This window comes from Amycolatopsis sp. CA-161197, assembly GCF_050942255.1.
In the GTDB taxonomy this organism is placed as follows: Bacteria; Actinomycetota; Actinomycetes; order Mycobacteriales; family Pseudonocardiaceae; genus Amycolatopsis.
Genome location: NZ_CP192059.1, coordinates 9,188,793 through 9,212,335, shown reverse-complemented (window position 1 = coordinate 9,212,335; position 23,543 = coordinate 9,188,793). Strand labels below are relative to the sequence as shown.

Below are 23,543 nucleotides of genomic sequence, written 5' to 3'. Positions count from 1 at the left end.
AGGACGGTAATTCGGTGACGCCCGGCGCGCCCGGAAACGGTGCTGCGCCTCATGCCTGGAGCTCTCTTCGTGATCACTGTCGAAAACGTGTCCAAGTCCTTTCCCCTCAACGGAAATCCGGTCGCCGCGCTGCGTGATGTGAGCGTCGACGTGCAGGCCGGCTCCCTCTTCGGCGTGGTGGGTCCCGCCGGCTCCGGCAAGTCCACGCTCGCCCGCTGCATCGCCCTGCAGGAGCGCCCGGACCGCGGTGTCGTGCGGCTCGACGGCCTCAACACCGGTGCGCTCGACGGCCGACGGCTGCGTGAGGTCCGCCGTCAGCTGGGTGTCGTCGGCACCAAGCCGGAGCTGCTCGCCGAGCGCACCGTGGCCGGCAACATCGCCACGCCGCTGGAGCAGCTCGGCGTCGACGGCCCGCAGCGCAAGAGCCGCGTCGGCAACCTGCTCGACCTCGTGGGCCTCACCGCCCGGGCCGCGCAGAAGCCGGCCGACCTCACGCCCGGCCAGCTGCGCCGCGTCGCCGTGGCCAAGGCCCTCGCCGCCGGCCCCGCCGTGCTGCTCGCCGACGACCCCACCGCCGGCATCGCCCCCGAGGAGGCCGGCGCCGTGCTCGCCGTGCTCGACCGGGCGCGCGCCGAGCTGGGCACCACCGTGCTCCTGACCACGCCCGACGCCGGTGTCGTCCGCCGCGTCTGCGACGACGTCGCGGTGCTCGAAGACGGCGCGGTCGTCGAACGCGGTCACGTGCTGGACCTCATCGCCTCGCCGGGCAGCTGGACCGCGCAGGCGGTGCTGCCGGCCATCGAGACCGCCCGCGCGCAGGCCGCGAAGTACGACCGGTCCGCCGACGTCGTGCTGATCGGCTTCGCGTCCGTCGGCGCCCTGCTGCCCGAGGCGGCCGGCCGCTTCGACGTGGAGGTCGCCACCATCGGCGGCGGTCTCACGCGCATCGGCGACACCCCGATCGCCCGCTTCCGCATCGGCGTCCGCGGCGAGCGCGCCGACGCGGCGCTGGCGTGGATCGCCGACCGTGGCGCCCACGTGACGCCGGCCGTGCGGGCCGCGCAGAGCGTCGCCGCCTGACCGCTCGCCACACCTCCGGCTCACCGCGCCCCACTGTGGCGTTCGGTGCGTTCAACGCAACGAACGCCGCATTGGGTGCGTTGAGCGCAACCAACGCCACGGTGGGGTGCGGTGGGACTGGGGGACGGGAGAGTCGGGAGCGTGTCCGAGAGGTTGGGACAGCCGTCCTGAAAACGGCTGTTTTCTCCTGGTGGGGAGGCCAGGCGCCCGGCCACGTAGGCTTGACGGGTGCTCGCCGTAGTTCCACCACCAGTCACCGTCCGGGTCCCGGCCAAGGTCAACCTGCACCTGGCCATCGGTGACCTGCGCGAGGACGGCTACCACGACTTGGTCACCGTCTTCCAGGCGTTGTCGCTCACGGACGAGGTGACCGTCGCGGTCACCGACGACCCGGGGCTCGAGGTCTTCGGCGAGGGGGAGGGGTCGGTGCCCACCGACGCCACAAACCTCGCCTGGCGCGCGGCCCAGGAGCTCGCCACCTACGCCGGTCGCGCCGAAGGCGACGACCCGAAGGTGCGGATCGTGCTGCGCAAAGGCATCCCCGTCGCGGGCGGCATGGCGGGCGGGAGCGCCGACGCGGCGGCGACGCTCGTCGGCCTGGCCTCGCTGTGGAAGCTCGACGTGACGCGCGACGAGCTGGCCGCCATCGCGGGCAAGCTCGGCAGCGACGTGCCCTTCGCGCTCTACGGCGGCACCGCGCTCGGCACCGGCCGCGGTGAGCAGCTCGTGCCCGTGCTGTCGCGCCACACGTTCCACTGGGTGCTCGCGTTCGACACCGAAGGCCTGTCGACGCCGAAGGTGTTCGGCGAGCTCGACCGCCTTCGCACCGACGGCAACCCGCCGCGCATCGGCTCGCACACCCCCGTGGTCGAGGCTCTCGCCTCGGGTGACCCGCGTCAGCTCGCGCTGCTGCTGGGCAACGACCTGCAGGCGGCCGCCGTGTCGCTGCGCCCCGGCCTGCGCCGCACGCTGCGTGCGGGCGTGAACGCGGGCGCGCTGGCCGGCTGCGTGTCCGGCTCGGGGCCCACGTGCGCGTTCCTCTGCGCCGACGCGCAGGCCGCCGTCGAGGTGGCGGCCGAGCTGTCCGGCGCCGGCGTGTGCCGGACGGTGCGCGTCGCCCACGGCCCGGTGCCCGGCGCCCGGCTGGTCGGCGGAGACGACGCACCCCGTGGCGCGCCACCGCGCGTGCACGCCTGAACTTCTAGTCCACTGTGGAAAGGATCGGCTGAATCGGATGGCCAACCTGGTCAACCTGGAGTCGGTGAGCAAGTCGTACGGCGTGAAACCGCTGCTGGACGGCGTTTCGCTCGGCGTCGCCGCAGGACAGCGCATCGGTGTGGTCGGTCTCAACGGAGGCGGCAAGACGACGTTGCTGGAGGTGCTCGCGGGTCTGAGCGAGCCGGATTCCGGCCGCGTGAGCCATGTTCGTGATCTGCGCATGGCCGTCGTCACCCAGCGCACCGAGCTGCCTTCGGGCAGCACGGTCGGCGACGTCGTGCTCGAACGCTATGGCGCGGAACACGAATGGGCCGCCGACGCACGCGTACGGTCCATTGTGGACGGGCTCGGGATCACCGCGATCGGCCTCGACACCCCGACCGCGAACCTGTCCGGTGGCGAACGCCGTCGCGTCGCGCTGGCCGCGGCGCTGACCGGCGAGCTCGACCTCGTGGTGCTCGACGAGCCCACCAACCACCTGGACGTCGAAGGTGTCCGGTGGCTGGCCGATCACCTGCTGGCCCGCCGCATCGCCGTGGTGGTCGTGACCCACGACCGGTGGTTCCTCGACACCGTCGCGAGCCTCACGTGGGAGGTCGCCAACGGTCGGGTCGAGCAGTACGAAGGTGGTTACGCCGACTGGATCTTCGCGCGCGCCGAGCGGGCGCGCCTGGCCGCGACGGCCGAGGAGAAGCGGCAGAACCTGGCGCGCAAGGAGCTGGCGTGGCTGCGCCGCGGCCCGCAGGCGCGCTCGTCGAAGCCGCGCTACCGCGTGGAAGCCGCCGAGGCGCTGATCGCCGACGTGCCGCCGCTGCGCGATTCCGTGGAGCTGATGGCGTTCGCGAAGCGCCGGCTCGGCAAGACGGTGCTGGAGCTGGAAGACGTGTCGTTGAGCGTCGGCGACCGGACGCTGCTCGACCACGTGACGTGGCGGATCGGGCCGGGTGACCGCGTGGGTCTCGTCGGCGTGAACGGTTCGGGCAAGACCTCGCTGCTCAAGCTGCTCGGCGGCGACGTCGAACCGGAGACCGGGCGGCGGATCGAGGGCAAGACCGTGGCGCTCGCGCACCTGCGCCAGGAGCTCGACGACCTGCCGGGCGACCTGCGCGTGCTGCAGGCGATCGAGCAGGTGGCCGGGCGCGTGGTGTTCGGCAAGCAGGAGATGACGGCCTCGCAGCTGGGCGAGAAGCTCGGCTTTCCGCCCGAACGGCAGTGGACGCCCGTCGGTGACCTGTCGGGTGGCGAGCGGCGCCGGCTGCAGCTGTGCCGGCTGCTGATGGCCGAGCCCAACGTGCTGCTGCTCGACGAGCCCACCAACGACCTGGACATCGACACCCTGCAGCAGCTCGAAGACCTCCTCGACGGCTGGCCCGGCACGATGGTCGTGGTCTCGCACGACCGCTACCTCGTGGAGCGCGTCTGCGACATCACCGTGGCCCTGTTCGGCGACGGCCACGTGACGAACTTGCCCGGCGGCATCGAGGAGTACCTCAACCGCCGCACGAAGCTGCGGGAGGCGACGCCGCGGCGCGAGTCATCGGCGGCTCCGGGGAAGGTCGAGGCCAAGCGCAGCAACGCGGAGATCCGGGCCGCGCAGAAGGAGCTCGGGCGGCTGGAGCGCAAGCTCGACCAGCTGGCCGCGCGCGAGGAGAAGCTGCACGCGGCGCTGCTCGAAGCGGCCACGGACCCGGACAAGCTCATCGCGTTGAACACCGAGCTGAAGGGCGTGCACGCGGAGAAGGAAGACGTCGAGGCGAAGTGGCTGGAGACGTCCGAAGCCCTCGAATGACGGCTTGATCCGCGGCCTGATCGACGCTGTTCACGCCACCGCAGGCGGGCGTTGACAACCAGACAGTAATCTGTCGCGCATGAGTCGGTTCGTGGACACGCTCGTCGAGACGGCGACGGGGCGGGGTCAGCAGCGCGGCATGGTCACGGGCGAGCCCAAGGAGCCGGTGCGCCGGACGTGGGCCGAGGTCCACGACCAGGCCAAGAAGATCGCCGGAGGCTTGGTTTCAGGCGGGTTGAAGCCCGGGAGCGCGGTGGCCGTGCTGGCCGCGGCGCCGGTGCTCATCGCGCCCACCGTGCAGGCCGTGTGGCTGGCCGGCGGCAGCGTGACGATGCTGCACCAGCCGACGGCGCGCACGGACCTCGCCGAGTGGGCCGAGGACACGGTCAAGGTGCTGGGCATGATCGGTGCCGGCCTGGTGGTGCTGGGCGAGCCGTTCGACCAGCTCGCGCCCGTGCTGGCCGAGAAGGGCATCGAGCACCGCCTGATCACGGAGCTGGCAGAGGCCGAGCCGCTGGCCGAGGTCGTGCCCACCGACGAGGGCGACACCGCGTTGCTCCAGCTCACCAGCGGTTCGACGGCCGACCCGAAGGCCGTGCGGATCACCTACGGCAACCTCTACACCAACGTCAAGGCCATGGTCGACCGCGCGGAGTTCGACTTCGACGTCGACGTGATGGTGTCGTGGCTCCCGACGTTCCACGACATGGGCATGGTCGGCTTCCTGACCGTGCCGATGACCTTCGGCGTGGAGCTGGTGAAGATCACGCCCGTCGAGTTCCTGTCCGGCCCGTTGATCTGGCCCGAGCTGATCTCCAAGTACAACGGCACCACCACGGCCGCGCCGAACTTCGCGTACGCCATCGTGGGCCGCCGCATGGCCCGCGTCGAGGACGACAACGCCTACGACCTGTCCAAGCTCCGCATCGCCCTCAACGGCGCCGAGCCGATCGACGAGACGGCCGTGCAGACGTTCGTCGACGCGGGCGCCCGCTTCAAGATGCCGGCCGAGTGCGTGTTCCCGGCCTACGGCATGGCCGAGGCGACGCTGGCGGTGTCGTTCGCGCCGCTGTTCACCGGGCTGACGCTGGACGTCGTCGAGGCGGACGCCCTGGAGGCCGACGACCGCGCCGTCCCGGTCCCCGAGGGCGACCCCCGGCGGGGCACGGACGCGGTGCGCTCGTTCGCCGTGCTGGGCCGCCCGCTGGACGGGCTGGAGGCGAGCATCGTCAACTCCGAGGGCGAGCTGCTGGGTGAGCGCGAAGTCGGCGAAATCCGCCTGCGCGGCCCCGCCGTCACCCCGGGCTACCTGACCGTCGACGGCCCCCTCGACACCCAGGACGCCGACGGCTGGATGAAGACCGGCGACCTCGGCTACCTCATCGACGGCCAGATCGTCATCTGCGGCCGCCGCAAGGACGTCATCATCATGGGCGGCCGCAACCTGTACCCCACCGACATCGAACGCGCGGCCACCTCGGTCGAGGGCGTCCGCGCCGGCAACGCGGTCGCCGTCCGCCTCGACGCGGGCAGCCGCCGCGAACGCTTCGCCGTCGTCGTGGAGTCCAAGCTGGCGGGCGACGCCGAGGCCGAACGCGCGTTGTCGAAGCAGGTCGCCGCCCGCGTCCGCGACGCGGTGGACATGCGCCCGTTCGCCGTGGTCGTCCTCCCGGCCGGCAGCCTGCCCAAGACTCCGTCGGGCAAGGTCAAGCGCGCGGCGACCGCGGTGCAGTACGCGGACAAGATCGCGCACAACGCGGAACACTGACGCCCGAACGCAACGCAGGCAAAAACGGAACCGGCCCGCTCACCACGGTGAGCGGGCCGGTTCCGTGTTCGCGGGGCTTCGGGAGTCCGGAGGGCGGGGTTGGTTCAGGAAGAAGGACACAAACGCAGGCCGGAAAGCGCCGCGGGGGAACGACGCCGTCAAGGCCGGAAAGACCTACCGGTCCTGGAAGGACTCGGCGTTCTCCGTCACCTCCGGGCGCGGTGCGCGGGAGGCGGTCGCCTCGTGTTCGTCGCGGGTGCCGGGCACGATGGGGGCACGCCGGCCGGACAGGTCGGCCAGCTGTTCCTCCACGGCGTCCAGGAACTGGTCGACCTCGCGTTCGTCGTAGCCGCGCTTGCCGATCAGCGGCTTGTTGAACATGACGTGGTGGACTTCGGCCGCGGTCAGGTCGTCCTCTTCGGCGATCGTTTTCGCGATGCGCCGCACGAACTCGTCGACCTCCTGTTTGGCATAACCACGGCGGCCGATCGGGGCGTTACCGAAGGTGACCTCGGTGAGGTCCTCGGCGGTGAACGACATGAAACATTCTCCGATTCAGGGTCGGTGTGCGGACTCCCGCATTCCGTCCTAACCGGTCACCCGGGCACCGGGAACCCCGCACGCGCCGGGACGACTCGATCAGGGCCCCATAAGCCGCCCATCGAGTGAGGAAAAACTACGCAGTGCTACTCATGATCACTAACAGAGAGCAACCGGCTGATCAGCCTGCGTGAAACTCGTTCTGGGCCGCGGTGAGCCCCTTCGACACGAGGGCTTCGGCCGCGTCCGCGGCGACCGAGACCTCGAACGGGAGCTCCTTGCGCTCGACCGTCGAGAAGTCCTTCAGCACGAAATCGGCGGGGTCCTGGCGACCCGGGGGACGCCCGATGCCGAAGCGCACGCGGTAGTACTCACGCGTGCCGAGCGACTTGGTGATGGAACGCAGGCCGTTGTGCCCGTTGTCGCCGCCGCCGAGCTTGAGCTTCAGCGCGCCGAACGGCACGTCGAGCTCGTCGTGCACCACGACGACGCCCGAGGGCTCGACCTTGAAGAACCGGGCGGCGCCGACCACGGGCCCGCCGGAGAGGTTCATGAACGAACGTGGTTTCACCAGCACCACGCGACGGCCCGAAAGCCGCCCCTCCAGCACTTCGGCGCCGCTCTTGTGCGCCTTGAACTTGCCCCCGATGCGGGTGGCCAGTTCGTCGAGCACCATGAAGCCGACGTTGTGGCGGTTGCCGGCGTACTGGGGCCCGGGATTACCGAGGCCGGCGAGCAGGATCAGCTCGCCGGCCCCAGGCAGGTCTTCACTCACGGAAGTGAGTTTATTCGGCGTCCCCGGCGGGAGCCTCGGCGCCTTCAGCGGCGACCTCTTCGTCGCCGGTCTCTTCACGCTGCGGCTCGTTCACGGCCACGACCAGCGCCTCGGCGTCGGTCACCAGAACCGCGCCCTGCGGCAGGGTGACCTGCGCGGCGGTGATCTGGGTGCCGATCTCGAGACCCTCGACGGAGACCTCGATCTGCTCCGGGATGTGCAGCGCCTCGACCTCGATCTGGAGGGTGTCGAGGTCCTGGTTCACCAGGCCGCCCGGGCCGGCGGTGCCGGTCACGACCACCGGGATGTCCACGGTGACCTTCTCGCCGCGGCGGACCACGAGCAGGTCGACGTGCTCGATGTAGTTCTTCAGCGGGTGGACCACGATGGTCTTGGTCAGCGCCAGCTCGCTGGAGCCCTCGAGGTCGAGGGTGAGCACGGCGTTGCTGCCGTTCTCGCGGACCACGCGGGCGAACTCGAGGGCCGGCAGCGCGAAGTGCCGCGGGTCCGAGCCGTGCCCGTAGAGGACCGCGGGGATCTTGCCGGCGCGACGGGTGCGCCGCGCGGCTCCCTTGCCGAACTCGGTGCGCGGCTCGACGGTAAGACGTACCTCGGACACGGTGTAGCACTCCTTCAAATCACAAATCGGTGCAGCAGGTGGCGGCGGGGATCGTCGATCTCTGCTCGGGGCGTTGTACTTCGAAAATCAGCTGCGTACGGCGGCGAGTTTCCAGGCGTGCACATTCCACGGGGCTTCTCGAGCCGCCGCGTCGATCACGCTGGGCACCACAGGGTGCACCCGCCTCGCCGAGACAACTCGAGAAGTGTAAACCCTCGTTCGACAAGGAGGTTGCGGCGGGTGGCCCCGCACGACTAAACCTTGGTCCGGCCGGTGGGTGACGACGCTTTTCCGGTGGTGCAGGCGCGTGCCGCGGGCATGGGATGATTCCCGCGGAAAAGAGGGGCGAGAATGCGGGCTCGATGGATCGCCGCGGCGGTCGTGCTGCTGGGTGGCGTCCTCGCGGGGTGCCAGGTCTCGGTGGCGGGTTCGGCGGGGGTTTCGGCCGCTGACCAGCAGATTGCCGACCGGCTGGCGGAGCAGCGAGATGCGGTGGACACCGCGTTGGACGCGCTGGGCAAGGCGCCGGCGCTGGAACTCGACACCACGGTGAAGGATGCGTCGGGAAAGCCGATCGGTCTCGGTTTCCGCATCACGCGCGACGGCGACGGGTACGGCGCGCTGCCGTTCGAAGGTCACGTGGTGCAGGTCACCGAGCTCGGAAGCGATCTCTACCTCTCCGCCGACGCCGACTACTGGAAGTCGCACGGTCTCGAGGAAAACAGCACGCAGTTCGGCGCCGGCTGGGTGCACACCGTCGGCACGGAGCTGCCGATGGACCCCGGGATGCATTTCTCACCGGACCGGCTCGTGGCCGGGCTGGCCAAATCGTTGTCGACTCTCAACCAGACGGCCGACCCGGTGAAGCGCAAGCTCGAGGACGGCACGGAGGTCTACCAGCTCGGCGGCAGCCTCGGTGAGCTGCAGGTGACCACCGCGCAGCCTCACCGCGTGGTCTCGTTCGCACCGGCGCTGCTCGACCCGCTGGGCGGCCCGAAGCTCGGCACGGGCTTCCAGGTGAAGCCGCTGACCGGCGACGCGCTCAAGAAGTTCCACACCGACTTCGACACCGCCGTCGGCGGGCTCGGGCAGCCGTTCGACGGGCTGTCGCAGGCGAGCGTGGTGGTCACCAACGACCGCCTCGACTGCCAGGACTTCGTCGGCTCGTGCACCGCCACCGTCGACGTGACCAACAGCGTCGTCGGCAACGGCCCCGGCGCCAAGCCCGTGGTCCACGTGACGCTCACGATCGACGTCAGCGCCGACTCGCTCGGCTCCAAGACCTGCTCCACGCAGGGCGACGCGGCGGCCGACGCGACCATCACCATGTCGTGCACGGTCAAGTTCTCGCTGCCCAACCGCACCGCCAGCTACCAGGTGCTGGCGAAGCCGACCGCCGTCGGCGAGGTCCACGTGCCCTTCGACGCGAACGCGGTGAAGGCGAAGCTCGACAAGTCGTTCGGCACGCTCGGCGGCTGACCTGCACGCCTACCGCGGGGTGCGTTGGTTTCGTTGAAGTAGTGGATCTTCCGTCTCTACCCTCGCCCTCGTCGGGAGTTCGACCAGGAGGAGCGGGGAACATGAGCAAGCTGGTGGTGTTCGGCGCGACGGGGTACGTCGGTGGCCGGATCACGGAGGAGGCGCTGCGGCGCGGGCACACGGTCGTCGGGGTGGCGCGCAAGCCCGAGGGCCTGCCCGCCGACGTCGAGGCCCGCACGGGCTCGCTGCACGACGACGGTTTCATCGCCGACGTGACCAAGGGCGCCGACGTGATCGTGGTGGCGACCCCGGGCCGGGCCGACGAGCAGGGGCGGCGGCTGCTCGACGTGGTGCCGGCGCTCGCCGACGCGGCCCGCGCGGCCGGTGCGCGGCTGTCGTTCGTGGGCGGCGCGGCTTCGCTGCTCGTGACTCCCGGTGGTCCGCGGCTGCTGGACACGCCGGACTTCCCGGACACGTACAAGACCGAGGCGACCGCGCAGACCGAGGTGCTCGACGCACTGCGCGAGCTGCCGTCCGATGTCGAGTGGTTCTACCTGAGCCCGCCGGCGAAGTTCGGTGCGTGGACCGTGGGCGAGCGCACGGGCTCTTACCGCGTCGGCGGCGACGTGCTGCTGTCGGACGCCGAGGGCAATTCGCACATCGGCGGTGACGACTTCGCGATCGCGTTCGTGGACGAGATCGAGGAGCCGCGGGCCACAGCCGCGCGCGGTTCACCGTCGCGTACTGACGCGCGGCGCGGGGCCCCTCGAAGCCGAGGGGCCCCGGCTCGGGTCAGCCCGGGGAACCGACGGTGCAGAAGAACTTCGTGGCGTGGGCGGGGTCGAGCGCGTTGGTGACGAGGTTCCACACGTTGAGGTCGTAGGCCTCGCCGATGTGGCCCACCGGGTCGAACGGACACGTGTCCTGCACGGACTCGTTGACCACGCCGGGTTCGCGCACGAACGACGTGTCGGTGGGGGTCACGAGCTCGTCGTAGCGCGAGGTGATCACGGTGTACTTCACGCCGGGCTGCGCGATGGGACCGGTGGTCAGCTTCTTCACCGCGGCCCCGTCGGTGATCAGGTCGTCGCAAGCGGGGCAGCCGAGTGTGGACAGGGCCTTGCCGACGGCGTCGCGCTCGCCCTGCCCGAGCAGATACGCGAGCTTGGTGAGGCCGGCGAACGTGGTGCCGTGCGTGGGCGGCGCGATGGACACGACCGAGCCGATCTTGTCCGAGATGCCCTGGGTCTTCGTGACGTAGAGGGACTGGAAGCCGCCCTCGGAGTGGCCCACGATGTCCACTTGCGACGCCCCGGTCTCGGTGAGCACCTGGCCGATGAACTGCTTGATCTCGGCCGCCGAGTCGGCGATCGGGCGCAGGCCGCCGACGACGGGGAAGCCTGGGTAGGCGCCATAGGTCTGGCTGAAGGTGCAGTAACCCTTGGCCGCGACGGCCGACTGCAGGAAGTTGAGGTCCTCGTAGTAGGTGGTGCCCAGGCCGTGGAGGAAGACCACGGGCCGGGGGTGCGCCGAGCTCGGCCGGCATGACGGGTCGTTGTTGCCGCCCGCCGCCTGCGCGGGCGCGGCGGTGAACGCGGCCGCCACGAGCGCCACGGCGGCCAGCACGGCCGCTTTGGTCCGCAGTTTCCTCATGGAGAAGGGTCCTTCCTCACGGTCACCGGCGGCGTTGCCGGTGGTTCAGGGGGCGGGGCAGCGCGCCGACCAGCACGGCGTGGCGCCGCGTGACGACGTTCCTGCGGATCTTGAGGGTCGGGGTCGGCTCACCGGATTCGGCGGAGAACGGCTCGGGTACGAGCGCGAGGTCCCGGATTCGCTCGGGCGGAGAATAGCGTGCGTTCACCGACTCCACGTCACGGGAGATGACCGAGCGCAGTCGTTCGTCGGTGGGCCGGCCGGGTTCGTCCGGGTTGATCCCGGTTTCCGCGGCGGGGGAGAGGTTCTTGCCGGCCGAGGCCGCCGGTGTGCAGCCAACCGTCCACAATGGTCTCTGGGGGATCGTTGTGGTAGCTCTTGAAGACGCCTTCCGGGCCGGCGGCGAAGAAGAACTCGACCTCGGCCGGCTCGGTGAGGACGTTCCCGCTCGAATACGCGATGGCGGCTCGCACCAGGTGCCGTTGTCGAGGTACCGCTGTGCGCTTGACATCGAATACCTCCCGGTATTGGATACCTGAAGGTATTGAGTTGGCTTCGTGAAAGTCAACCCCTTGATCAGGAGGATTCACCCCGATGCCCGCACCGGGCCGCACGCGGCCGACGCGTGCCGAAACGCGCCGCCGCATCCTCGACGCCGCGTTCCAGGTCTTCGGAGAGAAGGGCATCGCGGCCTCCAAGCTGACCGAGGTCGCGGCCGCCGCCGGCCTCACGAAGGGTGCGGTCTACTCCAGTTTCGCGTCGAAGGACGAGCTGGTGCTGGCACTGATGGAGGAGCACGCGGCGCATCGGCTCTCGGCCAGCCTCGAGAGCTTCGCCTCCGCCGACACCGGCGCGGCCGGCCTCGCGGACGTCGCGGCGGTGCTGATGCACGAAATGCGCACGGACGCGGTGTGGCACCGGCTGCTGGCGGAGTTCTTCGCCCTGGCGCACCAGGATGCCGACCGCCGGCTTGCCCTGCGGGACCGTCGCCGCGCGGTGCGTCGCACGATCGCGGCCGCGTTGGAGCGCCTGGCTTCGGGGTTCGGCTTCTCGTTGCCGCTGCCGGCCGAAGAGTTCGCGGTGATCCTGCTGGCGCTGAGCAACGGCCTGGCGGTGGAGGGCGACATCGACGAGGAAGCCGTGCCGGAGGGTCTGCTGGGCCGGGTGCTGACGTTGATCGCCGGCGATGCGGTGGCTGCCGTGCGCTCGGCGGCGGAAAGTGTGGCCGGGGACTGAAACCCGCGTTGCCCGGGACCTCTCCCGGCGCCCGCGGTTACCGTCGCGCGCATGACTGAGCTGCTCGCAAGCCATCTCAAACCGCGGTGCTCCAGACCGCGCGAGGTCCGGCTGTGACGCGCCGAGATGACCTGGCTCGGCGGCTGCGCGGGATTCTCCCCAGCACCGCCGGAGCCGAGCGCGCGCAGCGAGACCTGGGTGCGCAGCTGGCTTCCAAATCGGCGGCCGCGGCCGAGCGGGCAAGGGAAACCGCCGAAGAACCAGGTCCCCTCGACGGGGCCGAGGGAGGCATCGCCTCGTCCTACGTTCCCGGCCCCGCCGAGGTGCGAGACCGCGATTCCGATCGGCACCCGGCGTCGGCCGGCGGTTTCCGGAGCCAGGACTTCAGCGCGCACGCCGAACAGCTGCTGCGAAAGCGCGTCGTCCTCCTGAACGGCGAGATCGACGACGCGATCGCCAACACGATCTCCGCGCAGCTGCTGCTCCTCGAGGATGAAGACGCGGGGGCCGACATCACCTTCCTCGTCAACTCGCCCGGCGGCTCCGTCACGGCCGGCTTCGCCATCCTCGACACGATGGACCTCGTCAAGCCGGACGTCGCCACCTGCGCCCTGGGGCTGGCCGCCGGCATGGCTCAGCTGCTCGTGTCGAGCGGCACCACCGGCAAACGGGCCGCCCTCCCGCAGGCCGTGATGGCGTTGAGCCTGCCCCGGCTCCCGACGGATCCGTCGCCCGTGCAGCTCGCTCTGCTCGACAAGTGGACCAGCGAAGTCGTCAGGATGATCGCGGACGGCAGCGGCCGGCCGATCGAGCGGGTTCGCGCAGACGCCGAACGGCGGCGCCAGTTCACCGCGGCCGAGGCGGTCGAGTACGGCCTGGTCGACTGGATGACGGAGAAGCCCGTGCCGGGATGACCGAGTGTCCTTTGTGGATCAGTGCGTGGTCAGCGGCCGCGCAACCGGGCGACCACCGGCGCCAGCGTCTCCATCATTGAATCGAACACGGTGATGTAGGAAAACCCGTGCCGTTCCCGGCGCTCGACGAGCTGCGTGACGATTTCGTCGACCGTCCCGAGCAACAGCTGCGGCGCTTCGAGAAGCTCGTCGACGCCCGGTTCCGGGTCCGTCAGCGCCTGCCACTCCGCGGCCGCGGCGCGGCGGTCGTCGGTCACGACCACCCGCTGGACCAGCATGTTGTACTCGACTTCCCGATCTCCGGCCAATGACCGGAAGTACGCCACGCGCTCGTCCATCGCCGAAGCCGGATCGAGTACGAACGTCCCCGGCGGCTTGCCGGGGGCCTGGCGCAGACCCGCGAACCCCACGATGTCCGCGTCGGACGCGGCCAGCGACAGCACCCCGTCGCTGTTGCCCGCGATCAGCAACGGCGGAAGATCCGCACCGAGCCGGGAACGCAGCTCGGCCAGACCATCACGCAGGTAAGCGATCCGATCAGCCGCCTTCAGCCACGGCAGCCCGGCCTCGTCGAACTCCGACTTCATGTGACCCGAGCCGAGCCCCAGCTCCAACCGTCCGCCGGTCAGGACCCAGGTGTTGGCGACATCTCGCGCGAACAGAGCCACGTTGTAGAACGGCAGGTTCGACACCAGCGTCCCCACCCGCGGCCTCGTCGTGGCGGCCGCCGCGGCCACCAGCGCGGGAAACGGCGCCGGGCGCCCTTCACCCAGGTGGTCGGGCACGCTGATGGCGTCGTAGCCGAGTTCCTCGGCGCGGCGGCACAACCCGACGAACGACGAGTCGACAGTCCGCAGACTGACGCCGAATTTGAAGTTCCCCATGTGGCGAAGCTAGCCGCACCGAACCACGGAGCACAGTCAGTTTCGCCGCCGGCGGACCGAAATCCACCGACGGCGAAACACGGAGAACCGCTGGAACCTCAGGCAGCCCCGTCGAACAACGAGGTCACCGAACCGTCCTCGAACACCTGCTGGATCGCCTCGGCCAGCATCGGCGCGATCGACAGCACCGTCAGCCCCGGGAACCGCTTCTCCTCCGGGATCGGCAGGGAGTTCGTCACGATGACCTCGCGCGCCTTGCACTGCGAAAGGCGCTCGGTGGCCGGGTCGGACAGGATCCCGTGCGTCGTGGCGATGACGACGTCGGCCGCGCCCTCCTCGATCAGCGCTTCGGTGGCCTTGACGATCGTGCCGCCGGTGTCGATCATGTCGTCGATCAGCACGCAGAGCTTGCCCTGCACCTTGCCGACCACGCGGTTGGCCACGGCCTGGTTGGGCTTGTCCGGGTCGCGCGTCTTGTGGATGAACGCGATCGGCCGGTCACCCAGCTGCTGCGCCCACTTCTCGGCGAGGCGCACGCGGCCCGAGTCGGGCGAAACGACCGTGATGTCCGCGTCGCCATAGGTGGCCTTGATGTGGTCGGCGAGCACGGACTGCGCCATCAGGTGGTCGACCGGGCCGTCGAAGAAGCCCTGGATCTGGGCGGTGTGCAGGTCGACGGTCATGATCCGGTCGGCGCCCGCGGTCTTGAACAGGTCGGCGATGAGCCGGGCCGAGATCGGCTCGCGGCCCTTGTGCTTCTTGTCCTGCCGCGCGTACGGGTAGAACGGCATGACCACGGTGATCCGCTTGGCGGAAGCGCGCTTGAGCGCGTCCACCATGATCAGCTGCTCCATCACGTACTCGTTGATGGGCGTGGTGTGCGCCTGGATCACGAACGCGTCGGTACCGCGCACCGACTCCTCGAACCGCACGAACAGCTCACCGTTGGCGAACGTGTGCGCGGTCTGCGGGGTGATCGTCACGTTGAGGTGCTTGGCGACCTCTTCCGCGAGCTCCTGGTGCGCACGGCCGGAGAAGAGCATCAGATTCTTCTTCGGCGTACCTGACTTCGGACTCATGCTGGCGACTCCCCGTCGTTTCCTGCTTCCGACACGGACACGGCGGTGTCCTCACTCGCGGCGAGCGCGGCTTCCGCCGCCTCCGCCGCCGGCGTGCCCGGCCTGCGCCGGACCGCCCAGCCCTCGACGTTGCGCTGCGGCCCCGCCGACACCGCTAGTGCACCAGGCGGGACGTCGTCCCGGATGACCGCACCCGCTCCACTGTAAGCGCCGTCACCGATCCGCACCGGCGCGACCAGCGTGTTGTCGGCGCCGAGCCGGACGTACGAGCCCACGACGGTGTGGTGCTTGTTCACGCCGTCGTAGTTCACGAAGACGCTGGAACAGCCGATGTTGCTGTAGTCGCCGACGGTCGCGTCGCCCACGTAGGTGAGGTGCGGCACCTTCGTGCCGGTGCCGATCTGCGCGTTCTTCGTCTCGACGAACGCGCCCAGCTTGCCCTTCGCGCCCAGCTTGGTGCCCGGCCGCAGGTAGGTGTACGGGCCGACGTTCACGCCGTCGCCCAGCACAGAGTCGTCGGCGTGCACCCGCACCACGGACGCGCCGGCTCCGACCGCCACGTTCACGAGCGTGGTGTCCGGCCCGACGACCGAACCCTCGCCGATCGACGTGGTGCCCTTGAGCTGGGTGTTCGGCTCCACCAGCACGTCACGCGAGAGCGTCGCGTCCGCTTCGATCCACGTGGTGTTCGGGTCGGTCACGGTCACGCCCTCGCGCTGCCAGCGGCGCACGATCCGGCGGTTGTACTCCGCGCCCAGCGTCGCCAGCTGCACGCGGTCGTTCACGCCCTCGGTCACCCACGGGTCGTCGACCACGAGCGCGCCGACGCCCTTGCCGTCGTGGTGGGCGATGCCCAGCACGTCGGTGAGGTACAGCTCGCCCTGCGCGTTGTCCGTCGACAGCCGCGAGAGGCCGTCGGCGAGCACGGCGGCGTCGAACGCGTAGACGCCCGAGTTGATCTCGGTGATCTCGTGCTGCGCCGGCGTCGCGTCCTTGTGCTCGACGATCGACTGGACCACGCCGGCGTCGTCGCGCACGATCCGGCCGTAGCCGGCGGGGTTGGCGACCACGGCGGTCAGCACGGTGACCGCGTTGCCCGAGCCGGTGTGCTCGGCCAGCAGCGCGGCCAGGGTGTCGGTGTCGAGCAGCGGCACGTCGCCGTAACTCACGAGCACGGTGCCGGTGAGGCCGGCGGGCAGCTCGTGCAGCGCGCACGACACGGCGTGACCGGTGCCCTTCTGCTCCGCCTGCACGGCGGTCGTCACCTCGCGGCCCAGCACCTCGCCGACGCGCGCGAGCTCGGCACCGACGGCTTCGCGGCCGTGGCCGATCACCACCACCAGGTGTTCGGGATTCAGTCCGGCCGCGGCGCGGACGGCGTGTTCCACCAGGGGGCGCCCGGCGATCGGGTGCAGCACCTTCGGGGTGGACGAACGCATGCGGGTGCCCTCACCCGCGGCGAGGATCAGCGTGCTCAGCGGGCCGCTCAACGAGACTCCCAACAACGATTTACCGGCTCGTTCCGACGGGCAACGATCCTACGTGGGCTCCTCGGCGCCCCACGAGGGGTCGGCCGGGATGCTCTCCGCGGGCCAGCTCGCGCCGGCGTCGCCCGCCATCGAATTGGCGGAGGCGACCTGGTTGCCCCCACCGCGTTTTGCTTCGTACATCGCCGCGTCCGCGCGCGCGAGCACCTGCTCGGCCCGCTCCTGCGGCCGCAGCGACACCAGCCCGATGGACAGGGTGACGCCGTGCGAAAGGTGGTGCGGCAGCTCCGCCACCGACTTCACCGCGCGCCCCAGCGCCATCTTCGCGGCCGACGCGGGCGCGCCCGGCAGCAGGACGATGAACTCGTCGCCACCGTAGCGGGCGACAACGTCGTCACCGCGCAGGGCGTCACGCAACGTGCTGGCGACAACGCGGAGCACGTTGTCCCCCTCGGCGTGCGACTGCTTGTCGTTGACGCCCTTGAACCCGTCGAGGTCCACGAGCGCGACGGCCAGCGGCTGCGCGTCGGCCGACGACGCGAGCGCGCGCAGGCGTTCGTCGAGCGCGCGGCGGTTGGGCAGGCCGGTGAGCGGGTCCTGCAGCGCCTGCTGCGTGATCGCACCGTGTTCGGCCGACAGCCGTTCGTGCTCGCGGCGCGCGTTGAGCGTGGCGATCTGCGACTCGCGCAGCGTCCACATCTCGGATTCGAGCGTGGTCGCGTAGTCGATCAGCGACTTGCTCGCGCCCGATGCGTAGTCCGGCGTGGTGTCGAGCCGCGCGAGCTCGCGGGCGATGTTGAGCCGCATCGACGGCTGGGAGATGTCCTCGGACATCGCCTTGCGCGTCTCGCGCAGCACGTCGAGCGCTTCCTCGCGGCGGCCGGCGCGGTCGAGGCACCGCGCGAGCGCGATGGCGACGATCTCCTGCTCGTGCGGGAAGTGGTGGCCGTGGCGCATCTGGGTGAGCCGGTCCACGTGCTCGGCGGCCGGGTTGTGCAGCGCCAGCGCGGAAGCGAGCACGCCCACCTGGTCGACGGCCGAAACCCCGGCCTTGCGCGGGAACAGCGACTCGGCGAACGGGCCCTCGGCCGCCACCGCCATCGATGCGGCCGTGCGGAACTTCTCGGCCGCCTCGTCGTACTGCTCGATGCGCTCGAGCCGCAGGCCCCAGCCCAGCAGCATCTTCACGCGGTTCATCAGCTGCAGCGTGATCTCGTGCGGGCTCGCGCTCTCGCGGATCGCCTGGTGGGCGCGGCTGATGACCTCTTCGGCGGCCTCGTACACGCCGAGCTGGTTGAGCACGATCCAGCAGTCGATGAGCGCCATCGACTGCATGCGGTTCCAGTTGCGCACGCCGACCTGGCGGTCGGGGATCGTGGAGTCGTCGAGGATCGCGAGCGCGCGGGCGATCTCGGTGAGCGCGGCGTCCTCCTGCGCGGCCAGCACCAGCCGGCGTCCGCGCAACGCGTGTGCGTCGGCGCGCAGCAGCGACAGGCCGTGGCGGCGGGTGTGGGCGAGCATCTCGTCGAGCCGCGGCTCCGCTTCGGCGGCCAGCCCGCGCGTGACCAGGCGGGCGAACGCCGAGGCCCGCAGCAGCTGCGCCACCAGCGTGGGCTCGCCGCGGCGCAGGGTCTCCTCGAGCAGCTCGTCCATGATGGCGACGATCTCGAGCTGCTTGTCGAACTCCTGTCGCTGGACGGCGGCGATCAGCTCACGCGCACGCCCGACCAGCCAAGCGTCGGACATCTCGACGAGAGTCGGACGCCGGGCGGTTCCGGGGTCGATCGCTTCATCGCTCAGCCGCCCCACACCCCCATCGCTTCGGCTCGGGTTGGTCACACGTCTGCTCCGCCGCCAGGATTCGAACCTGAACTGTCAGAACCAAAATCTGAAGTGCTGCCGATTACACTACGGCGGATCGATCCTGGTCAGGATAGCGATGATCGGCGACAGTGGTGGCGGGAGGGTGAAGCGCCCGCGGCCGGGGTACTTCACAGGTTGAACCGTGCCGGAGCGCAACGGACATTTCGGGCCTCCCCAGGGCTCGCAACCTCCTGTACCGTAACTTACGGCATCGTAGGTTAGGTCACCCTTCGCAGGGGCTCGTAGGAAGAAGTGAACTGTATGACGGCCACCCTCGACCGTTCCCAGCCAGCTGGAGACCCGCCGGCCCCGAAGGGCCCCAAGCCGATCACCGAAGGTCAGCGCGGCATCGGCGTGCAGCTTTCCGTGTACTTCGGCGTGCTCGCGCCGCTGGTGGCCCTGCTGGTCGCCGTCCCGTTCGCGTGGGGCTGGGGACTGACGTGGGTCGACGTCGCGCTGTTCGTGGTGTTCTACGGCGTCAGCGGCCTGGGCATCACCGTCGCCTACCACCGGTACTTCACGCACGGGTCGTTCAAGGCGAAGAAGTGGCTGCGCGTGGTGATGGCCATCGCCGGCAGCATCGCCCTGCAGGGCCCCGTGATCACCTGGGTGGCCGACCACCGTCGTCACCACGCGTTCTCCGACCGCGACGGCGACCCCCACTCGCCGTGGATGTTCGGCACCTCGCCGGCCGCCATCGCCCGCGGGTTCTGGCACGCGCACATGGGCTGGCTGTTCGAGCGCGACAAGAGCAACCAGGCCCGCTTCGCGCCCGACCTGGTGAAGGACACGGCGATCCAGAAGGTCGACGACCTGTTCTGGCTGTGGGCGCTGCTCTCGCTGGCTCTGCCGGCCGTGCTGGGCGGCCTCATCTCGTGGTCGTTCTGGGGCGCGCTGACCGCGTTCTTCTGGGCCGGCCTCGTGCGCATCTGCGTGCTGCACCACGTGACCTGGTCCGTGAACTCCATCTGCCACATGATCGGCGAACGCCCCTTCGCGGCGCGTGACCGCTCGGCCAACTTCTGGCCGCTGGCGATCTTCTCCTTCGGCGAGTCCTGGCACAACCTGCACCACGCCGACCCGACCTCGGCCCGCCACGGCGTGAAGCGCGGCCAGATCGACATGTCGGCCCGCCTGATCTGGATGTTCGAGAAGTTCGGCTGGGTGCACGACGTCCGCTGGCCGACTCCGCAGCGGCTGGCGCGAATCGCGTCAGAGGGCTGAGTTCTTTCCGTTTTCTTTGCGGACCACCGGTTTTCGGTGGTCCGCTTTGTTTTCGGGGTTGTTTCAGGCCTGGCTTCGCGTGGCCAGCCGGGCGGCGCGGGCGTAGGCGTGGACGAGTGGTCGGTTGTCGTCCTTGCGCCACGCCAGCGCGAGGCGGCTGGGGGACACGCCGTGCACGGGGAGGGCGACGACGTCGCCGCGGGTGAGCAGGGGCGCGTTGCCCGCGGCGATGAGGCAGACGCCGCGGCCGTCGACGAGGGCCTCGTAGGTTTCGTCCGCGGTGCTGATCTCCGCGCCGATCACGGGGGCGCGGCCGCCGCGGGCTTCGGGGGCGAGCCAGTGGTCGCGTAGCGGGCCGGCGTCGGCGGGCAAGGCGAGGAACGGTTCGTCGAGCAGGTCGGCGAAGTCCACTGTGGACTGTCCGGCTCGGGGGTGAGTGGCGGACATCGCGACCAGCCGGGGTTCTTCGGCGACCACGACCCAGTCGTAGCGTTCGGCGCCCGGCACCGGGAGCCACACGAAAGCGACGTCGGTGGAGCCGTCGGCGAGGCCCGCGGTGGAGTCGTGCCAGCCGACCTGGCGCAGCGTGAGCCGGGCGTGCGGGTGTTCGGCGGTGAACCTCGACCGGATCGCGGGCAGCATGCCGCCGCGGCCGGGGCTCGTGCTCATGCCGACGACGAGCGTCCCGCGTTGCTCGGCCTTCGCCTGGGCGACGGCGTCGTGCGCCGCGTCCCACTCCGCGAGCACCCGGCGCGCGTGTGGCAGCAAGGCCTCGCCCACCGGCGTCAACCGGACCTCACGGCGGTCGCGGTCGAACAACGGGGCGCCGAGCTGCCGTTCGAGCATGCGGATCTGCTTGCTCAGCGCCGGCTGGGAGACGTAGAGCCGTTCGGCCGCGCGCGTGAAGTGGAGCTCTTCGGCGGCCGTGACGAAGTACCGCAGATCGCGGCCGTGCACGTCCATAGCCAATGGTTATCACGGCAGGTCTTGGACGCGCGAGCGCTTTTCGCCCAGAGTCGGTGTCAGCGAAAGGGGCTCAGGACATGAACAAGGTTTGGCTGATCACCGGCGCGAACAGCGGCTTCGGCCGCGCGCTCACCGAGGCCGCGGTGGCGGCCGGCGACGTGGTGGTCGCGGCGGCGCGGCGCACCGAAACGCTGGCCGACGTCGTCGCCGCGTACCCGGACCAGGTGGAGGCGGTGCCGCTCGACGTCACGGACCTCGCGGCGGTCGACGCCACCGTCTCGTCGGTCATCGCACGGCACGGCCGGCTCGACGTGCTGGTGAACAACGCCGGCCGCAGCCACGTCGGCGCGTTCGAGGAGACCACCGACGGGGAGCTGCGGTCGCTGTTCGACGTGCACGTCTTCGGCCCGGCGGCCCTGGTGCGCGCGGTGCTGCCGCACATGCGCGAGCGGCGGTCGGGCGCGATCGTGCAGATGAGCAGCATGGGCGGGCAGCTGTCGTTCGCGGGGTTCTCGGCCTACAGCGGCACGAAGTTCGCGTTGGAGGGGCTGTCCGAAGGGCTCGCCGACGAGGTGGGCCGCCTGGGGATCAAGGTGCTGATCGTGGAACCGGGCGCGTTCCGCACCGGTTTGTGGGGCAGCACGAGCCGCAGCGGCGAGATCGACGACTACGCCGAGTCGGTCGGCCCCACGCGCCGCCTCGTCGTCGACGCCGACGGCACGCAGGCCGGCGACCCCGCGAAGGCCGCCGCCGCCATCCTCACCGCGCTCGACGCCCCGGAAACCCCGCTGCGCCTGGCCCTCGGCGGCGACGCCGTCGACGCGATCGGCGGTCACCTCGACCAGGTGCGGGCCGACCTGACGGCGTGGGAGGACCGCGCGCGCAACACCGCGTTCGCCTGAGCGCGCCGCCACCCGGCTACCCTGCTGCGCATGGCGGGGAGACGAAGGGCGAAGCGCGAAGCAGCGGTAACCGGCGCACGACCGGCGGCGCCGGTGACGCGCGTCCGCATGACCGGCAGCGAACGCCGGCAGCAGCTGCTCCTCGTCGCGCGCGCGTTGTTCGCCGAGAAGGGCTTCGACGGCACCTCGGTGGAAGAGATCGCCGCCCGCGCGAACGTCTCGAAACCCGTCGTCTACGAACACTTCGGCGGCAAGGAAGGCATCTACGCGGTCGTCGTGGACCGCGAGACGCAGCTCCTGCTCGACCGCATGGTCAACACCCTCCACGGCGGCCACCCGCGCGTCATGCTCGAACAAGCGGCCATCGCCCTGCTCAGCTACGTCGAGGACTCCCACGACGGCTTCCGCATCCTCGTCCGCGACTCCCCGGTGGCCAGCTCCACCGGCACCTTCTCCACCGTCCTCAACGACATCGCAGGCCAGGTCGAACACATCCTCGCCCAGCAGTTCGCGGCGCGCGGCTACGAGGAGAAGCTGTCGGCTCTGTACGCGCAGGCGTTGGTCGGGATGGTCGCCCTGACGGGCCAGTGGTGGCTCGACGCACGCAAACCGAAGCGCGACGAGGTGGCGGCGCATCTGGTGAACTTGGCCTGGAACGGGTTGTCGCATCTGGAACACAAGCCGAGGCTGCTGGGCTGAGCCCAGAGACTTGTCGGAACGGCGGCTGTGCTTGACGATCATCCGATGACGACTTTCCGGGAAGCCATCGAAGGCCGGGACATCGAGGCCGCCATCGCGTTGTTCGCCGAGGACGCCGTGTTCCGCAGTCCCGCTGTGCACCGGCCCTACCAGGGGCGCGAGCAGGTCGGGGTGATCCTGCGGGCGGCGTTCGCGGTGTTCGAGGGCTTCGCGTATCAGCGGGAGCTGAAAGACGACCACGGTCACGCCCTCGTGTTCACCGCGCGCGTCGGCGACCGCGAGGTGGAAGGCTGCGACTTCTTGCGCACCAACGACTCCGGCGAGATCACTGAGCTCGTGGTGATGGTGCGCCCGCTGTCCGGGCTCAACGCGCTCGCCGCGGCCATGCAGAAGCAGCTCGGCTAGAGCAGGCCGCGCGCGTGCAGGTCGTCGAAGATCAGCTGCACAACCGCCGACACGCGCGGCCGGTCCTCGAAGCCCAGCCAAGCGAAGTCGGCGATCTCGCTCGAAGCCGCCAAGGTGCCGGAAAACGAGGCCGTGTAACAGGTCATCCGCACGACCGTGCCCGCCGCGCGCCCGTCCGCCTGTGCCTCCCACACGCCGGCGGGCTCCAACGACGACGGGTCCAGCGCGACCGACAGCTCCTCGGCGATCTCCCGCACCAGCGCCTCGGCGTCCGACTCGCCCGGCTCGCGCTTGCCGCCCGGCAGGTACCACGTGTCCTTGCCCGCGGACACGGCCGCGAGCACGCGGCCGTCGACCACGTGCAGCCACGCGAGTTTGTCGATCATCCCAGCGCCGCAAGGGTTTCGGCCGTGGTGAGCACCGTGCCGAGCCGCGGGAAGATCTTCGTGGTCGACGATTCGTGCGACACGTCGGACAGGCCCGTCATCGCGTCGGACACGGCGATCACGGCGTACCCGTGGTCCGCCGCGGCGCGCAGCGTCGACTCCACGCCGAATTCCGTCGCGATGCCGCCGAACACCACGGTGCGCACGCCCGCGTCGCGCAGGTGCGCGTGCAGGTCGGTGTTGTAGAAACCGCCGATGGCGGCCTTGACCACCAGCTTTTCGCCGTTGCGCGGCTTCAGCTCCGGGATCACGTCGCTGCCCGGCGCGCCTTCGGAGCCCGGGCGCATCGCCTGGATGACCACGATCTGCGCGCCGGCTTCGGAAAACGCGTCGCGCAGGCGCACGGCGTTGGCGGCGGCCTCGGGCCCGGCGAACGGCGTCGTCGGCATCGCGACGATCCGCTCCTGGAAGTCGACGAGCACGAGCGCCGTCGAGGCGGGGTCGATCTCTGTCATACGGCAGATCCTAGGCCGGTCCCGGTACGGTCTGTGTTCGTCGGCTGGGGAAAGGATGTTCG

General features: G+C 70.4%; 25 protein-coding genes and 1 tRNA gene. 13 read left to right on the top strand and 13 right to left on the bottom strand.

Annotated elements, in window-relative coordinates; genetic code table 11:
- Positions 1–69: 69 nt before the first annotated feature.
- From ACQPXB_RS43625 to ACQPXB_RS43610, 4 genes are all read left to right on the top strand, one after another.
- Entirely contained in the window at positions 70–1,080 is a 1,011-nt protein-coding gene (locus ACQPXB_RS43625; RefSeq protein ID WP_366585531.1) for a methionine ABC transporter ATP-binding protein, read from the top strand.
- A gap of 228 nt (positions 1,081–1,308) precedes the next feature.
- Positions 1,309–2,277 (top strand): 4-(cytidine 5'-diphospho)-2-C-methyl-D-erythritol kinase, encoded by a 969-nt coding sequence (locus ACQPXB_RS43620; protein WP_386953801.1) that lies wholly within the window; start codon positions 1,309–1,311, stop codon positions 2,275–2,277.
- A 37-nt stretch (positions 2,278–2,314) separates the two neighbouring features.
- Positions 2,315–4,087: an ABC-F family ATP-binding cassette domain-containing protein gene (locus ACQPXB_RS43615; RefSeq protein WP_386953804.1), complete on the top strand. Its 1,773-nt coding sequence runs from the start codon at positions 2,315–2,317 to the stop codon at positions 4,085–4,087.
- Positions 4,088–4,166: 79 nt separating this feature from the next.
- Positions 4,167–5,855: a fatty acyl-AMP ligase gene (locus ACQPXB_RS43610; protein ID WP_366585537.1), complete on the top strand. Its 1,689-nt coding sequence runs from the start codon at positions 4,167–4,169 to the stop codon at positions 5,853–5,855.
- A gap of 174 nt (positions 5,856–6,029) precedes the next feature.
- Here ACQPXB_RS43610 and ACQPXB_RS43605 read toward each other — a convergent pair whose 3' ends face one another.
- The 3 genes from ACQPXB_RS43605 to ACQPXB_RS43595 all read right to left on the bottom strand — a co-directional run bounded on the left by ACQPXB_RS43605 (position 6,030) and on the right by ACQPXB_RS43595 (position 7,789).
- Positions 6,030–6,395, bottom strand: a complete 366-nt coding sequence (locus tag ACQPXB_RS43605) for a DivIVA domain-containing protein (protein ID WP_366585539.1) — start codon at positions 6,393–6,395, stop codon at positions 6,030–6,032.
- 181 nt (positions 6,396–6,576) lie between these two features.
- A complete protein-coding gene (gene pth / locus ACQPXB_RS43600) occupies positions 6,577–7,170 on the bottom strand; it encodes an aminoacyl-tRNA hydrolase (RefSeq protein WP_366585541.1) in 594 nt (197 codons plus the stop codon).
- A 10-nt stretch (positions 7,171–7,180) separates the two neighbouring features.
- Entirely contained in the window at positions 7,181–7,789 is a 609-nt protein-coding gene (locus ACQPXB_RS43595; protein ID WP_366585543.1) for a 50S ribosomal protein L25/general stress protein Ctc, read from the bottom strand.
- 351 nt (positions 7,790–8,140) lie between these two features.
- On the opposite strand from ACQPXB_RS43595, the gene ACQPXB_RS43590 reads away from it, so the two are divergent.
- Positions 8,141–9,268 (top strand): hypothetical protein, encoded by a 1,128-nt coding sequence (locus ACQPXB_RS43590; protein ID WP_366585545.1) that lies wholly within the window; start codon positions 8,141–8,143, stop codon positions 9,266–9,268.
- A gap of 101 nt (positions 9,269–9,369) precedes the next feature.
- Positions 9,370–10,125 carry an NAD(P)-dependent oxidoreductase gene (locus ACQPXB_RS43585; RefSeq protein ID WP_432847780.1) on the top strand — a complete coding sequence of 252 codons (756 nt, stop codon included), beginning with the start codon at positions 9,370–9,372 and terminating at the stop codon, positions 10,123–10,125.
- Here the strand turns inward: ACQPXB_RS43585 and ACQPXB_RS43580 are convergent.
- Positions 10,061–10,921: an esterase/lipase family protein gene (locus ACQPXB_RS43580; RefSeq protein WP_432847779.1), complete on the bottom strand. Its 861-nt coding sequence runs from the start codon at positions 10,919–10,921 to the stop codon at positions 10,061–10,063. The genes ACQPXB_RS43585 and ACQPXB_RS43580 overlap by 65 nt on opposite strands.
- 22 nt (positions 10,922–10,943) lie before the next feature.
- Positions 10,944–11,129, bottom strand: a complete 186-nt coding sequence (locus ACQPXB_RS43575; protein ID WP_432847777.1) for a hypothetical protein — start codon at positions 11,127–11,129, stop codon at positions 10,944–10,946.
- Positions 11,130–11,148: 19 nt separating this feature from the next.
- Between ACQPXB_RS43575 and ACQPXB_RS43570 the strand changes: the two genes are divergently transcribed.
- The 3 genes from ACQPXB_RS43570 to ACQPXB_RS43560 all read left to right on the top strand — a co-directional run bounded on the left by ACQPXB_RS43570 (position 11,149) and on the right by ACQPXB_RS43560 (position 13,071).
- Positions 11,149–11,460: a hypothetical protein gene (locus tag ACQPXB_RS43570; RefSeq protein WP_432847775.1), complete on the top strand. Its 312-nt coding sequence runs from the start codon at positions 11,149–11,151 to the stop codon at positions 11,458–11,460.
- A 55-nt stretch (positions 11,461–11,515) separates the two neighbouring features.
- Positions 11,516–12,157: a TetR family transcriptional regulator gene (locus tag ACQPXB_RS43565; protein WP_366585555.1), complete on the top strand. Its 642-nt coding sequence runs from the start codon at positions 11,516–11,518 to the stop codon at positions 12,155–12,157.
- A gap of 113 nt (positions 12,158–12,270) precedes the next feature.
- On the top strand, positions 12,271–13,071 hold the full coding sequence (locus ACQPXB_RS43560; protein ID WP_432847773.1) for a ClpP family protease: 801 nt from the start codon (positions 12,271–12,273) through the stop codon (positions 13,069–13,071).
- A gap of 29 nt (positions 13,072–13,100) precedes the next feature.
- Here ACQPXB_RS43560 and ACQPXB_RS43555 read toward each other — a convergent pair whose 3' ends face one another.
- The 5 genes from ACQPXB_RS43555 to ACQPXB_RS43535 form a co-directional block, all read right to left on the bottom strand.
- Entirely contained in the window at positions 13,101–13,955 is an 855-nt protein-coding gene (locus ACQPXB_RS43555) for a TIGR03621 family F420-dependent LLM class oxidoreductase (protein WP_432847772.1), read from the bottom strand.
- Between the two features lie 98 nt (positions 13,956–14,053).
- On the bottom strand, positions 14,054–15,034 hold the full coding sequence (locus ACQPXB_RS43550; protein ID WP_360593936.1) for a ribose-phosphate diphosphokinase: 981 nt from the start codon (positions 15,032–15,034) through the stop codon (positions 14,054–14,056).
- Positions 15,031–16,524 carry a bifunctional UDP-N-acetylglucosamine diphosphorylase/glucosamine-1-phosphate N-acetyltransferase GlmU gene (gene glmU, locus ACQPXB_RS43545; protein ID WP_432847771.1) on the bottom strand — a complete coding sequence of 498 codons (1,494 nt, stop codon included), beginning with the start codon at positions 16,522–16,524 and terminating at the stop codon, positions 15,031–15,033. The genes ACQPXB_RS43550 and glmU overlap by 4 nt, the downstream gene beginning before the upstream one ends.
- Positions 16,525–16,572: 48 nt before the next feature.
- Positions 16,573–18,267 (bottom strand): GGDEF domain-containing protein, encoded by a 1,695-nt coding sequence (locus tag ACQPXB_RS43540; RefSeq protein ID WP_366585564.1) that lies wholly within the window; start codon positions 18,265–18,267, stop codon positions 16,573–16,575.
- 100 nt (positions 18,268–18,367) lie between these two features.
- Positions 18,368–18,439, bottom strand: a tRNA-Gln gene (locus ACQPXB_RS43535).
- A 206-nt stretch (positions 18,440–18,645) separates the two neighbouring features.
- On the opposite strand from ACQPXB_RS43535, the gene ACQPXB_RS43530 reads away from it, so the two are divergent.
- Positions 18,646–19,608 (top strand): acyl-CoA desaturase, encoded by a 963-nt coding sequence (locus ACQPXB_RS43530; protein WP_432847768.1) that lies wholly within the window; start codon positions 18,646–18,648, stop codon positions 19,606–19,608.
- Between the two features lie 63 nt (positions 19,609–19,671).
- Here ACQPXB_RS43530 and ACQPXB_RS43525 read toward each other — a convergent pair whose 3' ends face one another.
- Positions 19,672–20,571, bottom strand: a complete 900-nt coding sequence (locus ACQPXB_RS43525; RefSeq protein WP_432847767.1) for a LysR family transcriptional regulator — start codon at positions 20,569–20,571, stop codon at positions 19,672–19,674.
- 80 nt (positions 20,572–20,651) lie between these two features.
- Between ACQPXB_RS43525 and ACQPXB_RS43520 the strand changes: the two genes are divergently transcribed.
- The 3 genes from ACQPXB_RS43520 (at position 20,652) to ACQPXB_RS43510 (ending at position 22,580) form a co-directional block, all read left to right on the top strand.
- Entirely contained in the window at positions 20,652–21,476 is an 825-nt protein-coding gene (locus tag ACQPXB_RS43520) for an oxidoreductase (RefSeq protein ID WP_432847765.1), read from the top strand.
- Positions 21,477–21,584: 108 nt separating this feature from the next.
- A complete protein-coding gene (locus tag ACQPXB_RS43515; RefSeq protein WP_285974454.1) occupies positions 21,585–22,175 on the top strand; it encodes a TetR/AcrR family transcriptional regulator in 591 nt (196 codons plus the stop codon).
- Positions 22,176–22,220: 45 nt separating this feature from the next.
- Positions 22,221–22,580 carry a nuclear transport factor 2 family protein gene (locus ACQPXB_RS43510; RefSeq protein WP_432847763.1) on the top strand — a complete coding sequence of 120 codons (360 nt, stop codon included), beginning with the start codon at positions 22,221–22,223 and terminating at the stop codon, positions 22,578–22,580.
- On the opposite strand, the gene ACQPXB_RS43505 is transcribed toward ACQPXB_RS43510, so the two are convergent.
- Both ACQPXB_RS43505 and ACQPXB_RS43500 read right to left on the bottom strand, forming a co-directional pair.
- Positions 22,577–22,966, bottom strand: a complete 390-nt coding sequence (locus tag ACQPXB_RS43505) for an NUDIX hydrolase (RefSeq protein ID WP_366585575.1) — start codon at positions 22,964–22,966, stop codon at positions 22,577–22,579. The genes ACQPXB_RS43510 and ACQPXB_RS43505 overlap by 4 nt on opposite strands.
- The gene (locus tag ACQPXB_RS43500; protein WP_432847761.1) at positions 22,963–23,481 is read right to left on the bottom strand and encodes an isochorismatase family protein; all 519 of its coding nucleotides are present in this window, start codon (positions 23,479–23,481) and stop codon (positions 22,963–22,965) included. Before ACQPXB_RS43500 ends, ACQPXB_RS43505 begins: the two co-directional genes overlap by 4 nt.
- Between the last annotated feature and the right edge of the window lie 62 nt (positions 23,482–23,543).

Coding starts and splice junctions, on each gene's coding strand:
- ACQPXB_RS43525 (WP_432847767.1), bottom strand. CDS start 20,571: ATGGACGTGCACGGCCGCGATCTGCGGTACTTCGTCACGGCCGCCGAA.
- ACQPXB_RS43505 (WP_366585575.1), bottom strand. CDS start 22,966: ATGATCGACAAACTCGCGTGGCTGCACGTGGTCGACGGCCGCGTGCTC.
- ACQPXB_RS43550 (WP_360593936.1), bottom strand. CDS start 15,034: ATGAGTCCGAAGTCAGGTACGCCGAAGAAGAATCTGATGCTCTTCTCC.
- ACQPXB_RS43510 (WP_432847763.1), top strand. CDS start 22,221: ATGACGACTTTCCGGGAAGCCATCGAAGGCCGGGACATCGAGGCCGCC.
- ACQPXB_RS43580 (WP_432847779.1), bottom strand. CDS start 10,921: ATGAGGAAACTGCGGACCAAAGCGGCCGTGCTGGCCGCCGTGGCGCTC.
- ACQPXB_RS43590 (WP_366585545.1), top strand. CDS start 8,141: ATGCGGGCTCGATGGATCGCCGCGGCGGTCGTGCTGCTGGGTGGCGTC.
- ACQPXB_RS43530 (WP_432847768.1), top strand. CDS start 18,646: ATGACGGCCACCCTCGACCGTTCCCAGCCAGCTGGAGACCCGCCGGCC.
- ACQPXB_RS43565 (WP_366585555.1), top strand. CDS start 11,516: ATGCCCGCACCGGGCCGCACGCGGCCGACGCGTGCCGAAACGCGCCGC.
- ACQPXB_RS43500 (WP_432847761.1), bottom strand. CDS start 23,481: ATGACAGAGATCGACCCCGCCTCGACGGCGCTCGTGCTCGTCGACTTC.
- ACQPXB_RS43555 (WP_432847772.1), bottom strand. CDS start 13,955: ATGGGGAACTTCAAATTCGGCGTCAGTCTGCGGACTGTCGACTCGTCG.
- ACQPXB_RS43610 (WP_366585537.1), top strand. CDS start 4,167: ATGAGTCGGTTCGTGGACACGCTCGTCGAGACGGCGACGGGGCGGGGT.
- ACQPXB_RS43605 (WP_366585539.1), bottom strand. CDS start 6,395: ATGTCGTTCACCGCCGAGGACCTCACCGAGGTCACCTTCGGTAACGCC.
- ACQPXB_RS43585 (WP_432847780.1), top strand. CDS start 9,370: ATGAGCAAGCTGGTGGTGTTCGGCGCGACGGGGTACGTCGGTGGCCGG.
- ACQPXB_RS43570 (WP_432847775.1), top strand. CDS start 11,149: ATGACCGAGCGCAGTCGTTCGTCGGTGGGCCGGCCGGGTTCGTCCGGG.
- ACQPXB_RS43540 (WP_366585564.1), bottom strand. CDS start 18,267: ATGTCCGACGCTTGGCTGGTCGGGCGTGCGCGTGAGCTGATCGCCGCC.
- ACQPXB_RS43515 (WP_285974454.1), top strand. CDS start 21,585: ATGACCGGCAGCGAACGCCGGCAGCAGCTGCTCCTCGTCGCGCGCGCG.
- ACQPXB_RS43520 (WP_432847765.1), top strand. CDS start 20,652: ATGAACAAGGTTTGGCTGATCACCGGCGCGAACAGCGGCTTCGGCCGC.
- ACQPXB_RS43615 (WP_386953804.1), top strand. CDS start 2,315: ATGGCCAACCTGGTCAACCTGGAGTCGGTGAGCAAGTCGTACGGCGTG.